The 13,159-nt window shown below is 45.6% G+C and carries 14 protein-coding genes and 1 pseudogene; 3 read left to right on the plus strand and 12 right to left on the minus strand.

The window, feature by feature from the left end; genetic code table 11:
- The 7 genes and pseudogenes from R7Q47_RS22545 to pomA all read right to left on the minus strand — a co-directional run.
- Nucleotides 1–197: pseudogene (locus R7Q47_RS22545) on the minus strand (23S rRNA (cytidine(2498)-2'-O)-methyltransferase RlmM); the annotation flags it as partial.
- Nucleotides 149–547, minus strand: a complete 399-nt coding sequence (locus R7Q47_RS22550) for a DUF423 domain-containing protein (RefSeq protein ID WP_025768894.1) — start codon at nucleotides 545–547, stop codon at nucleotides 149–151. The pseudogene R7Q47_RS22545 and the gene R7Q47_RS22550, both read right to left, overlap by 49 nt.
- The gene (locus R7Q47_RS22555) at nucleotides 537–1,160 is read right to left on the minus strand and encodes an alpha/beta fold hydrolase (protein WP_005383614.1); all 624 of its coding nucleotides are present in this window, start codon (nucleotides 1,158–1,160) and stop codon (nucleotides 537–539) included. Before R7Q47_RS22555 ends, R7Q47_RS22550 begins: the two co-directional genes overlap by 11 nt.
- On the minus strand, nucleotides 1,141–2,061 hold the full coding sequence (locus R7Q47_RS22560; RefSeq protein WP_005383616.1) for a transcriptional regulator GcvA: 921 nt from the start codon (nucleotides 2,059–2,061) through the stop codon (nucleotides 1,141–1,143). Before R7Q47_RS22560 ends, R7Q47_RS22555 begins: the two co-directional genes overlap by 20 nt.
- A 510-nt stretch (nucleotides 2,062–2,571) precedes the next feature.
- Nucleotides 2,572–4,020: a tRNA uracil 4-sulfurtransferase ThiI gene (thiI, locus tag R7Q47_RS22565; protein WP_005383617.1), complete on the minus strand. Its 1,449-nt coding sequence runs from the start codon at nucleotides 4,018–4,020 to the stop codon at nucleotides 2,572–2,574.
- Nucleotides 4,021–4,231: 211 nt separating this feature from the next.
- Complete coding sequence (locus tag R7Q47_RS22570) at nucleotides 4,232–5,179, minus strand: flagellar motor protein MotB (protein ID WP_005383619.1); 948 nt, start codon at nucleotides 5,177–5,179, stop codon at nucleotides 4,232–4,234.
- A 14-nt stretch (nucleotides 5,180–5,193) separates the two neighbouring features.
- Entirely contained in the window at nucleotides 5,194–5,955 is a 762-nt protein-coding gene (pomA, locus tag R7Q47_RS22575; RefSeq protein WP_005381564.1) for a flagellar motor protein PomA, read from the minus strand.
- A 263-nt stretch (nucleotides 5,956–6,218) separates the two neighbouring features.
- On the opposite strand from pomA, the gene xseB reads away from it, so the two are divergent.
- The 3 genes from xseB to dxs are packed head-to-tail and all read left to right on the plus strand — an operon-like array spanning nucleotide 6,219 to nucleotide 9,253.
- Nucleotides 6,219–6,461 carry an exodeoxyribonuclease VII small subunit gene (gene xseB / locus R7Q47_RS22580; protein ID WP_005381566.1) on the plus strand — a complete coding sequence of 81 codons (243 nt, stop codon included), beginning with the start codon at nucleotides 6,219–6,221 and terminating at the stop codon, nucleotides 6,459–6,461.
- Between the two features lie 21 nt (nucleotides 6,462–6,482).
- On the plus strand, nucleotides 6,483–7,367 hold the full coding sequence (gene ispA, locus R7Q47_RS22585; protein WP_005383621.1) for a (2E,6E)-farnesyl diphosphate synthase: 885 nt from the start codon (nucleotides 6,483–6,485) through the stop codon (nucleotides 7,365–7,367).
- A 20-nt stretch (nucleotides 7,368–7,387) separates the two neighbouring features.
- Complete coding sequence (gene dxs / locus R7Q47_RS22590; protein ID WP_213872722.1) at nucleotides 7,388–9,253, plus strand: 1-deoxy-D-xylulose-5-phosphate synthase; 1,866 nt, start codon at nucleotides 7,388–7,390, stop codon at nucleotides 9,251–9,253.
- A 46-nt stretch (nucleotides 9,254–9,299) separates the two neighbouring features.
- Here dxs and pgpA read toward each other — a convergent pair whose 3' ends face one another.
- The 5 genes from pgpA to ribBA all read right to left on the minus strand — a co-directional run bounded on the left by pgpA (nucleotide 9,300) and on the right by ribBA (nucleotide 13,158).
- Complete coding sequence (gene pgpA / locus R7Q47_RS22595; protein WP_031780838.1) at nucleotides 9,300–9,806, minus strand: phosphatidylglycerophosphatase A; 507 nt, start codon at nucleotides 9,804–9,806, stop codon at nucleotides 9,300–9,302.
- A gap of 91 nt (nucleotides 9,807–9,897) precedes the next feature.
- The gene (gene thiL / locus R7Q47_RS22600) at nucleotides 9,898–10,863 is read right to left on the minus strand and encodes a thiamine-phosphate kinase (protein WP_005381570.1); all 966 of its coding nucleotides are present in this window, start codon (nucleotides 10,861–10,863) and stop codon (nucleotides 9,898–9,900) included.
- A 78-nt stretch (nucleotides 10,864–10,941) separates the two neighbouring features.
- Nucleotides 10,942–11,409 (minus strand): transcription antitermination factor NusB, encoded by a 468-nt coding sequence (gene nusB, locus R7Q47_RS22605; protein WP_005381571.1) that lies wholly within the window; start codon nucleotides 11,407–11,409, stop codon nucleotides 10,942–10,944.
- Entirely contained in the window at nucleotides 11,409–11,879 is a 471-nt protein-coding gene (gene ribE, locus R7Q47_RS22610) for a 6,7-dimethyl-8-ribityllumazine synthase (RefSeq protein WP_005381572.1), read from the minus strand. The genes nusB and ribE overlap by 1 nt, the downstream gene beginning before the upstream one ends.
- 169 nt (nucleotides 11,880–12,048) lie before the next feature.
- On the minus strand, nucleotides 12,049–13,158 hold the full coding sequence (ribBA, locus tag R7Q47_RS22615) for a bifunctional 3,4-dihydroxy-2-butanone-4-phosphate synthase/GTP cyclohydrolase II (RefSeq protein WP_005381573.1): 1,110 nt from the start codon (nucleotides 13,156–13,158) through the stop codon (nucleotides 12,049–12,051).
- Nucleotide 13,159: the final 1 nt, after the last annotated feature.

A 13,159-nucleotide genomic window follows, 5' to 3' on the forward strand; every position in this document is an offset into this window, starting at 1 on the left:
TCTCCATCTTGGTAACACTCGAAGACAACATAACCTGAGTTTCTCTTCACACGAGGGAAGCCATACACTTCCAACTGTGTCGCTTTGTCCTGAATTTCACCAGCACACTCTTTCTCAAAGCCAGAACGGCAATAGAGCATTAGTTGTTTCACTTGGAGACCTCTTTGATATTGAACGCAGCAAAAAAGAACAGACACCAACCAATCATGAACAGTAATCCTCCCACAGGAGTAATTGGCCCAAACCACTTAATGCCCGTCAGCGCCAGCGCGTAAAGACTGCCGCTAAAACAAAAGATGCCGATAATAAAGCAAATCGCCGCAATGAAAAAATATTTTTGTGCTTTTTGTCCCAAATTGAGCAGAAGCAGAATGGCACAAAACACAATCGCCAACGTGTGAATAAATTGATACAGAACTCCGGTCTCAAATACACCGAGCAAATAAGGGGCCAGTGTCGCTTTTAGCCCATGAGCAGCAAATGCTCCAAGAGCGACCGAAATCAGCCCAGACAATCCAGAGAATGAGAGTAACCACTTACTTTTCACTGTACACCTCTTTTATAAACGCCGCTAACTGCTCTATCGCGAGTGCAATGTTACCCACTTCAGTATGACCTGAGATCTTGCGCGGTTTGAAGCTGTGGTCACCATCAGGTAAAAAGCTCACCGTTACTTGTGACGAAAGGACGAAATCATCGAATTCCTCACGCTTACCAAAGGTGTCTCGTTCCCCTTGCAGAATCAGCGTAGGTTTCTCAATGGTTGCTAAGTGCTCGCCTTTGTATTTCTCTGGCTTTCCTGGCGGGTGAAATGGAAACCCTAAACAGGCAATGCCCGCCACCAGCTCATTTTCAGCCAACAAGCTCGACATACGACCGCCCATTGACTTACCACCAATAACCACGGGAGAAGAAGTAAAGTGAGCGATCACTTCGCTGTATGCTTCGAGCAACTTTGGCGCGCGATCGGGCGGACGCTTTTTGCCATCTTCCGAACGTTTCACCATGTAAGGGAAATTAAAACGCACTACACGAATACCTTGCTCCACTAATCCTTTGGCGACAGCTGTCATGAAGTCATGCTCCATCCCCGCACCTGCGCCGTGAGCAAAAATAAACAGCGGTCCGTTTTCAGGCCCCTCAGCTATCCAGTGATTCATCCAATACTTCCTCTTGTTCTTTTCTCGCGGTTGCTAACATCCAATCTCTAAACGTTGCGATTCGGCCCATATCTGCCTGCTGTTCATGACACACCACATAGAATGCATTCTTAGATATCAACACCTCGTCGAATGGTGCAATGAGTCGTCCGGCTTCCATTTCAGGTTTGGCGAGTACGTTGTTACCGAGCGCGACCCCCTGACCGTGCGCAGCAGCCTGTAGCACCATCGTTGAGTGACTAAAAATAGGACCGTGGTTTACGTTGATGCCTTCAATGTTGTAATGACGAGCAAACTGCTTCCAGTCTTTACGCGAAGTATCGTGTAACAAAGTATGTAATTTGAGGTCACTTAAAGATTCTAATGGTTTGTTACCCAAAAGTAATGAAGGTGAACAAAGTGGGATCAAAAACTCTTGGTACAATTTATCTGCTCGCAAACCTGGCCAGTTCCCACGGCCATAGTAGATCGCCACATCAACATCATCAGTCAGTGAGCCTTCATCCATATCTACGGCTTTAATACGTACATCGATATCGGGCTCTTGAGCATTAAAATCGGCCAAACGAGGTACAAGCCATTGGATAGCAAAACTCGGCGGTAGGCTAATCGTCAATGCCCCTTTTTCGCTACGTTCCAACACCTTATCTGTCGCTTCCGCAATCGAGGTGAAAATATCTTTGATATCGAGAAAGTAACTTTGGCCTTCTTCTGTTAACAACAAAGAACGATTACGTCGACGGAAGAGCTTCAATGATAAGAACTCTTCAAGCGCTTTAATCTGGTGACTGACCGCGGCTTGAGTAACAAATAACTCTTCTGCTGCTCGTGTAAAACTGAGATGACGAGCAGCCGCTTCGAAGACTCGAAGCGAATTTAATGGAGGCAATCTGCGAGACATATGGGACCTCTAATAGGATTAGTTTTTTTAATCTGAAACATTATAAAATGTCCGTTGTCGAACAGCCAGATAAATTCTATATTTCACCCCGCAACACGGGCCTGAACGGCTTGATTTCTTTGGAAATCAATTGGCTTCGTTGTTGCGATGTTGTGTTTGCAAACTCGTATTTCGAGTTAGGTAGATTTCTACCATAATGTTTTGTCCACACTCCCTGTGACAAAACATATACTTCCTGTATTTATTTTTGACCTGTCTGTCAAATTTGTTACACCGCCTAAATTAGGCGGTGTTTTTTTATCTATCAAAAATCTCATCCGCATATCTGGCAGCAATATCACTTTATTACTCTTCTTTCGGATTAATTATCGTTATATCAACACAAAGTGTATGGCTTTGCGATAAGCCTCAACATTATGCTAAGTAATGGTTGTCTGTAACGCGATCAAAAACAAAAAAGGCGCAAATTGATGTCTCAATTTGCGCCTTTTAACGTATTTTATCAGTCAGCTATGGACGGTAAACTTTTACGTTGCTGAAGCCTTGCTCTTGCAAGTAAAGCGCTTGCAGACGGCTCATCACACCGCGGTCACAGTAAAGTAAGTATGTCTTAGACTGGTCTAAGTCACCAAACTGTGTACCCAGCTTGTAGAAAGGGATATGTTTCACATCCACACCTTCGATTTCAAGTGGGTTATCGTCTTCCTCTTCAGGACTACGAATATCTAGCACAACCGCGTGCTCTTCTACCGCTTGAACTTGCTCTACTTCTGGTGCGGCTTGCTCAGACTCTTTCGCGATATCACGAATGTCCATCATGCGAGCTTCTTGAACCACTTGCTCAAGGATACTAAAGTCGAATTTCTCTTCTTCAGCTTCTAGCTTGCCTTTCACCGCTTTCACGGTTGGCTTCTTAGAGATAACACCACAGTATTCTGGCATTGTCTTTGCGAAATCTTCTGTGCCGATTTCACGTGCTAGATTGATGATGTCTTCTTTATCCCAGTTGATAAGTGGACGCAGAATCAGCGTGTCAGTTACGTTGTCGATATGGCGTAGATTGGTTAGCGTTTGGCTCGATACTTGACCTAGCGCTTCACCTGTTACCAATGCTTCGATCTTCATCTTCTGAGCGATCATGCCTGCTGCACGCATAAACATACGCTTCAAGATCACGCCCATTTGGCCGTCATCGACTTTCTCTAGGATTTCCGCAACCACAGGTTCGAAATCAACTGAGATAAAACGTACTTTTGCTGAAGAACCGTATTTGTTCCATAGGTAGTGAGAAACCTGCTTAACGCCGATTTCGTGTGCTGGACCACCTAAGTTAAAGAAGCAGTAATGTACTTTTGAACCACGCTTGATATGAAGATAGCTTGAAACACCAGAGTCGAAACCACCCGAGATCAGGCTTAACACGTCTTCTTGCGTACCCAGAGGGAAACCACCTAGGCCTTTATGACGAGACAATACTTGGTTTAGCTTGTCGTTCGAGACTTCTACCTTGATCGTCACGTCTGGGTTTCGTAGCTTAACACTAGCGCTTTCAATCGCTTGATTTAAACCACCGCCTACATAACGCTCTAGTTCAATGGAGGTAAAGTCATGCTTGCCACGACGCTTCGCACGTACAACAAAGGTTTTATTTTCGAGTGCAGCACGGTTGAGTTCTAGCACTTGCTCGAAGATATCGTGCAAGTCTTTAAATTCAGTTTGCTTCACTTCCAGTACGTGGTGAATGCCTGGTGTATGAGTCAAAACCTCAAGAACTTCAGCGTGGAATTCGTTACTCTCAGAGGTCACTTCAATGTGATCACGACGGTTAAATACCGCGACAGACTCCGTGCGGCTCTTAATGATGTTACGAATGTTGCACTCTAAAATCTTTGTGAAGCGCTTACGCACAGATTCACTTTTTACAAAAATTTCTGGATGGGGCTTTACAATAAATTTCATAGTCTAATTCGCAGGTTAGTTTCGCAATCAACAAAGAGTGACACTCAACTTCAATACTTCATACGCAGTAAAACCGCGTTTCAGTCACAAAAAGTAGTCTGAGCTCACTTTTAAGGCGCAAGATTATACACCCAAGCGGATTGGAAAAACAAAAAAAGCGAGCAATCTGCTCGCTTTCTTGTCTCTTTACTGACTTAAAACTAAAGCCTAGTTATTGAATTACCGGCACTTCTTCACTGTAGAGAGGCTCGCCTTGCATAATGCTGATTTCAACCCGTCGGTTAAGTGCGCGATTGTCATCAGAATCATTCGGTAACAAGGGCTCCGTATCCGCCATGCCTCGTACTCTTAAACGTTGATGAGAGAAGCCTCTCACTTTCTCCATCTCTTGCGCGACTGATACTGCGCGCTGAGAAGAGAGATCCCAGTTAGAACGATAAAGTTCCGAATCTAGCGGTCGATTGTCTGTATGGCCAGATACTCGAACAATGCCTGGCACATCTTTTACTAGCTCTGCAATCTGACGAACTAAAGGGCGAAACTTAGGCTGCAAGAAGGCCGAACCTTCTGGGAATGCACCTTTTTCACGCATACGTATAACAATCTGCTGACCGAGGTTTTCAACTTCAATGGCGCCTTGTTCAATCTCTCGCTCTAAGGCTTTCTTGATGCTTTCCATCAAGGTTTCCATCTCTTGCGACATCTCTTTAGATTGCTGTTGCTGCATGTCCGCTTCGGCAGATTCATTGTTTTGAGTTGACGTTTCTGGCGATTGCCCACCCGTTAACTTGCCTTCATCACGTTTTGTGCCACCAGCTCGATCAGACTCCCCTTCATGAAATTCGAGCGTCTGCTGAGTGATGTCCATGGTTTGCTGCATGATGACATCAATCGGAGTTGGTTCCGGCCGACCCGGTCGAAACTCTTGGGCAATAATGCTAGTACCTTTGGGAATGTCTTTCACTTCAAGCTGATTTTGCACACCGAAGGCAAATTTCATTGATCCTGCAATTTGTTTGAACTTCAGTACATCCATCTCAGAAAACGAGAGTAGAAGAACAAAGAAACACATCAGTAGCGACATTAAGTCCGCGAATGTCCCCATCCATAACGGGAGACCGGGTGGCGGACAATCGCATTTGTTATCTTCATCATCCATCACGACTCTCCAAGTTACTCGTCAATCTCAAGGGCACGTTTACCTTCATTGAGGTAGTTCTTCAAGTAACTATCGATCACTCGCGGGTTTTGGCCATCTTGAATCGCTAATACGCCATCCATGATCAAACGGCGATTTAGCGTTTCTTGGTCACGGCGAAGAGAAAGCTTATCCGCAATAGGGAAAAACACCATATTGGACAGGATCGCGCCATACAATGTGGTCAAGAGTGCAACGGCCATTGCTGGTCCAATCGCTTTAGGGTCATCCATGTTTGAAAGCATCGCAACAAGACCAACCAAGGTGCCAATCATTCCCATCGCAGGAGCAACGTCGCCAAAGGCGCGAAATACGCCAGTACCTTGCGTATGTCGTTCATCCGTAAGCGCGATGTCTTTTTTGAGTGCCGCTCTCACAACGTCGGCATCATGGCCATCAACCAGTAGATCAATGCCTTTCTGCATGAATGTGTTGTTTATTTCCATCTCTTCAAGAGCAAGAAAACCACCTTTACGCGCCGCATCGGCCATTTCCACAATTTTTGCGATCAGGTCTTCGGGTTCATCCGCTTTAAACATGAAGGCTTTGCCAGCAATCTTTGTCGCACCAAAAAACTGTCCCATTGTGAACTTCATCAACACGACGAATATTGAGCCACCAACGACAATAAGGATCGACGTGACATCGACAAACATGCCGATGCTGCCACCAAGCACCATCGCCATAATGACGAATGCAAAACCACCAATCAAACCTAATAGGGTTGCTAAATCCACAAAGCACTCCTCACGCTATACTCAAATACTGCCATTGGGCGGATTATTACCTGTATCGACAACTCGCGCAGAATTTTTAGAAAAATCTTAGCTAATGGATCACAAATTACACTTAACAACCTCAACCAAAATATGGGGTTTCACCGCTTAGACTCGTTGAACGCTAATTTTGTGACAATTATATAAGGTTAAATTTGACCAAGTTACTAGGCTAAGGTAACTTTCGTGCATCTTACCCGAGGCTTGATTAAGGCAGAAAAAAGATGGCGGTCAAGAAACCAGAAAACATGACCTTTGAAGCAACCATTGAAGAGCTTGATAGCTTGGTTGATCAATTAGAAAATGGCGATCTTGCTCTAGATGATGCCCTGCGTAAGTTTGAACGAGGCATTGCCTTAGCTCGTGCAGGCCAAACTAAATTAAGCGACGCCGAACAGCGCGTGAGCATTCTTCTTAGTGAAGATGATGAAGCACCACTGAGTGACTTCAAACCAGATTCAGAATAACAATCAGTAGTGAGCAATGTGATGCAACAGACATTGACGTCTTTTCAACAAAGAAACAATCAGCAATTGAATTTGTGGCTCGATCAGCTTCCATATCAAGAGCAGCCATTGATTCAAGCAATGAAATACGGCCTTTTGCTAGGTGGAAAACGCGTTCGCCCTTTTCTTGTTTACATCACAGGTCAAATGCTCGGCTGTAAACCTGAAGACTTAGACACCCCCGCCGCTGCTATCGAATGTATACATGCCTACTCACTCATTCATGATGATCTGCCAGCCATGGACGATGATGAACTGCGTCGAGGTCAACCAACTTGTCATATTAAGTTTGATGAAGCAACCGCAATACTGACAGGTGACGCACTACAAACTCTTGCCTTCACTATTATTGCTGATGGTCAATTAAGCCCGGCGGCTGAAGCTCAACGCATCAACATGATCAAAGCCTTAGCGCATTCCTCTGGTGCCAGCGGCATGTGTGTAGGGCAAGCCTTAGATTTAGGCGCGGAAAATCGCCAAGTTTCTCTTGAAGAAATGGAAGAGATACACCGTAAAAAAACCGGAGCTCTGATTGATTGTGCGGTAAAATTAGGTGCATTAGCTGCTGGTGAGAAAGGTATCGAGGTTCTACCTCACTTGGAGCGCTACTCAAAAGCAATTGGTTTGGCGTTTCAGGTTCAAGACGATATTCTTGATATCATCAGTGACACAGAAACACTGGGTAAGCCTCAAGGTTCCGACCAAGGTCTGAATAAGAGCACTTATCCTTCCCTGCTGGGTTTAGAGGGAGCCATAGAGAAAGCTCACACTCTGTTACAGGAAGCACTTCAAGCATTGGAAGCTATCCCATACAATACTCAGTTACTCGAAGAGTTCGCCCGATATGTCATCGAGCGCAAAAATTAACACTATAAGCGCGCATTTATATGACTCTTGATATTTCAAAGTACCCAACACTGGCGTTAGCAAATACACCGGAAGAATTACGTCTTCTTCCGAAAGAAACATTACCAAATCTGTGTGATGAACTGCGAACGTATCTGCTAAATTCAGTGAGCCAATCTAGCGGACACTTAGCGTCTGGCTTAGGCACCGTGGAGCTAACTGTCGCTCTGCATTATGTTTACAACACCCCTATCGACAAATTGATCTGGGATGTTGGTCATCAGGCTTACCCGCATAAAATCCTCACCGGACGTCGCGATAAAATGCCAACAATTCGCCAAAAGGATGGTCTACACCCTTTCCCTTGGCGTGAAGAAAGTGAATATGACACCTTATCTGTCGGCCACTCTTCGACATCGATTAGTGCAGGTCTTGGCATGGCCATCAGCGCACAAAAAGAAGGTAAAGGTCGCAAAATCGTCAGTGTGATTGGTGATGGCGCAATTACAGCAGGCATGGCATTCGAAGCCATGAACCACGCTGGCGACGTTCATCCTGATATGTTGGTGATTTTGAACGACAACGAAATGTCGATTTCAGAAAACGTCGGCGCCCTGAATAACCACCTTGCGAAAGTACTTTCTGGCAGCTTGTACACTTCTATCCGTGAAGGCGGCAAGAAAGTGCTGTCTGGTGTCCCACCTATTAAAGAGTTGGTTCGCCGTACGGAAGAGCACCTAAAAGGCATGGTAGTGCCTGGTACTCTGTTCGAAGAGTTCGGCTTTAATTACATTGGCCCGATTGATGGACACGACGTCAATGAACTCGTCAAAACGCTGAAAAATATGCGTGAGCTCAAAGGTCCTCAGTTCCTACACATCATGACCAAGAAAGGCAAAGGTTATGAGCCTGCCGAGAAAGATCCTATCGGCTACCATGCAGTGCCGAAGTTCGCACCGGCAAACAATAGCTTACCGAAGAGCAGTGGCGGTAAGCCAACTTACTCAAAGATCTTCGGTGACTTTTTATGTGACATGGCGGCCCAAGATCCTAAGCTAATGGCAATTACGCCAGCAATGCGCGAAGGATCAGGTATGGTGCGTTTCTCAAAAGAGTACCCAGACCAATACTTTGATGTGGCGATTGCTGAGCAGCACGCAGTGACACTGGCAACAGGCATGGCAATTGCGGGCGATCATCCAATCGTTGCTATCTATTCGACTTTCTTGCAACGTGGTTATGACCAATTGATCCACGACATCGCGATCATGGACTTACCAGTGATGTTTGCGATCGACCGCGCAGGTCTCGTTGGCGCAGATGGTCAAACTCACCAAGGTGCGTTCGATTTGAGCTTTATGCGCTGTATTCCGAACATGGTGATCATGGCGCCAAGCGACGAAAACGAGTGCCGACAAATGCTTTACACTGGCCATAAGCATTCTGGCCCGAGTGCGGTTCGATACCCTCGTGGTAGCGGCATGGGCGTAGAAATCGAAACTGAGTTTACGGCGTTAGAAATCGGTAAAGGGCGCATGGTTCGCCAAGGTGAAAAAGTTGCTATTCTGAACTTTGGTACTTTCTTGGGCAACGCGCTAGAAGCGGCAGAATACCTTAACGCCACTGTTGCTGATATGCGCTTTGTGAAGCCGCTCGATGAGGCATTGATTCGTCAACTAGCCGCAGATCATGACGTGCTCGTGACGTTAGAAGAAAATGTTATCGCGGGTGGTGCTGGCGCTGGTGTCGTTGAGTTCATGATGAAAGATAAAATCATTAAACCTGTGTTGAACCTAGGTTTACCAGATGAGTTTATTCATCAGGGAACACAAGATGAACTGCATGAAGAGCTTGGTCTCGATGCAAAAGGAATTGAAAAATCCATCTTGGATTATTTAGCAAAATAGAATGTAAAAAGGGATGTTCATAGCATCCCTTTTTTACGTTCAGTGTTTAGTTCATCCAGCCCGCATATTTTGCGACTAGAAACAGGGCAACACCAGCCATAACTCCCGCCACGATATCATCAACCATAATACCCAGCCCACCGTGAACTCGCTTATCTAGCCACCCAATTGGCCAAGGTTTTACCATATCGAAAAAACGAAATAAGATGAAGCCAGTGATCAACCACTTCCATTCAGTGAGTGGAATATTCAGTGCAGGTACAATGCTCATCGTAATCCAAAAGCCTGCAAACTCATCCCATACGATTGAACCATGATCATGCACCTTCATGTCTGCAGACGTCACTTGGCATATTTGAATGCCGATCACACACGAAATCAGAACAACAATGACATACGCCGTAAATGGTAATTGTGCCAACAACAAAAAGAAAGGCACGGCCGCCAGTGTGCCCATTGTTCCAGGGATAAACGGGGATAATCCACTGCCAAAACCCGTCGCCAATAGATGCCACGGGTTCTTTAATGAAATCAGAGAAAGAGGGTTGGTCATATCCTTAAACCTATACTGCTAGTTTGGTTTCAATCGTCATGCCTGTGAGTTGCTCAATAGTAACAGGCTCTTGGCTAGAGCTTAGCTCAGATCATTTAAAGTGGTCGAAGCCACTTAAGTCCCAATCAAGTGGTTGATTGTTATCATGCAGCTCGAAGGTTCCATTTGGTCGGATTTGACCAATACATGTGACCTTACAGCCAGTATGAGATAAAGCGCTTTGTAACGAGCCTCGATTTTGCTCCGGCACGGTAAAACACAACTCGTATTCTTCGCCACTTGCTAAAGCATACTGCTGCGCGCTGATCTTATCATCTAAAAACTGGACTAATTCTGAAGAGATCGGTAGCTGAGAGACATCAATACTCACCCCAACCTGAGATCGCTGTAAAATGTGCTTAATATCAGAGATTAAACCATCTGAAATATCTATCGCCGACGAGGCTAAGCCAACAAGAGCTTGTCCAGCAAGCACACGCGGAGAACTAAGGTAATGAGCTCGCTCTAGTGCTTCCGCGCCGGCTCTGCTGCGCAGAGAGTCATCTAGAATCACATCCAAGCCAGCTTTTGCATCGCCAAGATTTCCCGTTACATATACCCAATCCCCAGGCTTGGCTCCGGATCGCGTGAGCGCTTTGTCTTCAGGTACAAAACCTTGCACCGTGAGTGTCAGACACAATGGCCCTTTGGTGGTATCACCGCCTATTAACTGAATACCATAGTAATCAGCCAGTTCGAAAAATGCATCACAGAAAGGAGCAAGCCATTCTTCATCTGGCTCAGGCATCGTTAATGCAAAGCTCACCCACGCAGGCGTTGCGCCCATCGCCGCCAAATCACTGATGTTAGAAGCCAATGCTTTGTGTGCGACCCATGCTGGGTTCGCGTCGGCTAAGAAATGCGTTCCAGCTACCAATGTATCCGTGCTAATCGCAATCTGAACATTAGCTGGCGCTTTGACCAAAGCACAATCATCACCAGCGGCTAGATGGACATCTTTACGTTGGCTCTGACGACCGACGAAGTACTTGTCTATCAGATTAAATTCACCAGACATAATTCACTTACTTTTTGATGTAAAAGCTTTTGATACAAAAAAGGTCAGCATGTGCTGACCTTTTCATTGAAGAAATCGTTATTTCTTACGAATGTGAGGTGCTGCTTTATCAAGTACACCATTCACAAACTTGTGGCTATCTTCTGCTGCGAAAACTTTTGCAAGTTCAATCGCTTCATTGATAACAACTTTGTAAGGAACATCTTCGCGACGAGTCATCTCGTACATAGCAAGGCGAAGAAGAGCAAGTTCCATCATATCTAAATCCTGCATAGGACGAGAGATGTATGGACGAATTTTGCTATCTAGCTCAGCGTGGCTAAGTACAACACCGCTTAATAGTTCACGGAAGTAAGCTACGTCTGTCTCTGGAGCAGCAAGCGCTGGCTCAGATGCATGAAGTTCTTCTTCATCGTATTTGTCGCCAGACAAAAACTGTTCTTCAATCTTGGCAACATTCTCTTTAGTAATTTGCCATGAGTAGATCGCCTGTAGAGCGAATTGACGTGCGTTACGACGTGCGGCTGGTTTCACACTGGCCCCCATTAGGAATCAATTTCAGATAGTACATTAATCATTTCAAGTGCGCTTAGTGCAGCCTCTGCACCTTTATTACCAGCCTTGGTTCCTGCGCGTTCAATCGCTTGATCGATCGTATCAACAGTCAAAACACCAAATGCTACCGGAATGCTGAATTCCATAGACACTTGTGCTAGACCTTTGTTCATTTCACTACAAACATAGTCAAAGTGAGGCGTTCCACCGCGAATAACAGACCCTAGAGAAACAATAGCGTCGAATTTGCCAGTTTTAGCAACACGCTGAGCTACTAGAGGTAGTTCTACGGCACCTGGACAACGCACAACCGTGATGTTGTCTTCGCTTACTTGTCCGTGACGCTTTAGTGTATCGATCGCACCAGAAAGTAGGCTTTCGTTAATAAAACTGTTGAAACGAGAAATAACGATAGCAATTTTTGCATTTGGCGCTGGGAAGCCACCCTCGATCACTTTCATAAGCTTTCCTTTAACTCTATTTATAAGTGAAATATGTTCATCAAGTGAGAATCGCCGGATTCTAGCACAAATTTGTGAGCAATATCTAATGGAAATTGGAGGCAAATCACCGGTTCCTAGCCATTGACGAGTTAAGCACGTCAAAGACTAGGAACTTATTGTTCGGTTGTTACTCGCAGACGTACTCAACAACGTTCAGACCAAAACCACCTAACGCGTGGTACTTTTTGTTGGTCGATGACAGAAGACGCATATCATGTACACCGAGATCCGCAAGAATCTGTGAACCAACGCCAACACGGCGAGACGTGCCTTGTTTTTTAGCAAGCGTTGGGGCTTCACCTTTGTCTTGCGCTTCGAACATCTTCACGCGATGAATAAGTAGATCGGTCGATTCTTCATGGCCAAGAACAACCAGCACACCGCCTTCTTCACCAATGCGTTTCATTGCCTTATCTAGTGTCCAGCTGCGCTCTGCATTACGATCGCTACGTAGTAAGTCGGTAAAAACGTCTTGAAGATGAACGCGAACCAGTGGCGCTTTTTCTTTCAAATCGCCCTTGCACATTGCGTAGTGCACTTGGTTATCAATGGTGTCTTTGTAAGTGACTAACGTGAACTCGCCAAACTCTGTCGGTAGCTTGCACTCTGCCACACGTTCAATCGTTGTCTCAGTGTTATTGCGGTACTCAATTAGGTCGGCAATAGTGCCCAATTTAATACCGTGCTTCTCTGCAAAGATCTCTAGATCTGGGCGACGAGCCATGGTGCCGTCGTCATTTAAGATCTCAACAATCACCGATGCTGGCTCTAAACCAGCAAGACGAGCCAAATCACAGCCAGCTTCAGTGTGACCTGCGCGAGTCAGTACACCGCCGTCTTGAGCTGCGAGAGGGAAGATGTGACCAGGCTGCACCAAATCCGCAGCTTTAGCGTTTGGCGCGACTGCTGCTTGAACGGTACGTGCGCGATCTGCGGCTGAAATACCAGTCGTTACCCCTTCTGCTGCCTCAATCGAAACAGTAAAGTTGGTGGTGTATTGCGCATTATTGTCTTGCACCATTGGTGGCAGACCTAGACTTTCGCAACGATCTTTGGTCATGGTTAAACAAATCAGGCCACGGCCATAGGTTGCCATAAAGTTGATGGCTTCCGGCGTAATATGCTCGGCAGCCATGATCAAGTCACCTTCATTCTCGCGGTCTTCATCATCCATTAGGATGACCATTTTGCCTGCGCGAATATCATCAATAATTTCTTGTGGCGTACTGATTGGCATA

The sequence above is a fragment of the Vibrio sp. Vb0349 genome, from assembly GCF_033338975.1.

Excerpts from the sequence above, each read along its gene's own strand:
- R7Q47_RS22555 (WP_005383614.1), bottom strand. The coding sequence starts at position 1,160 with ATGAATCACTGGATAGCTGAGGGGCCTGAAAACGGACCGCTGTTTATT.
- R7Q47_RS22560 (WP_005383616.1), bottom strand. The coding sequence starts at position 2,061 with ATGTCTCGCAGATTGCCTCCATTAAATTCGCTTCGAGTCTTCGAAGCG.
- thiI (WP_005383617.1), bottom strand. The coding sequence starts at position 4,020 with ATGAAATTTATTGTAAAGCCCCATCCAGAAATTTTTGTAAAAAGTGAA.
- R7Q47_RS22570 (WP_005383619.1), bottom strand. The coding sequence starts at position 5,179 with ATGGATGATGAAGATAACAAATGCGATTGTCCGCCACCCGGTCTCCCG.
- xseB (WP_005381566.1), top strand. The coding sequence starts at position 6,219 with ATGGCGGTCAAGAAACCAGAAAACATGACCTTTGAAGCAACCATTGAA.
- ispA (WP_005383621.1), top strand. The coding sequence starts at position 6,483 with ATGCAACAGACATTGACGTCTTTTCAACAAAGAAACAATCAGCAATTG.
- dxs (WP_213872722.1), top strand. The coding sequence starts at position 7,388 with ATGACTCTTGATATTTCAAAGTACCCAACACTGGCGTTAGCAAATACA.
- pgpA (WP_031780838.1), bottom strand. The coding sequence starts at position 9,806 with ATGACCAACCCTCTTTCTCTGATTTCATTAAAGAACCCGTGGCATCTA.
- thiL (WP_005381570.1), bottom strand. The coding sequence starts at position 10,863 with ATGTCTGGTGAATTTAATCTGATAGACAAGTACTTCGTCGGTCGTCAG.
- nusB (WP_005381571.1), bottom strand. The coding sequence starts at position 11,409 with ATGGGGGCCAGTGTGAAACCAGCCGCACGTCGTAACGCACGTCAATTC.
- ribE (WP_005381572.1), bottom strand. The coding sequence starts at position 11,879 with ATGAAAGTGATCGAGGGTGGCTTCCCAGCGCCAAATGCAAAAATTGCT.
- ribBA (WP_005381573.1), bottom strand. The coding sequence starts at position 13,158 with ATGCCAATCAGTACGCCACAAGAAATTATTGATGATATTCGCGCAGGC.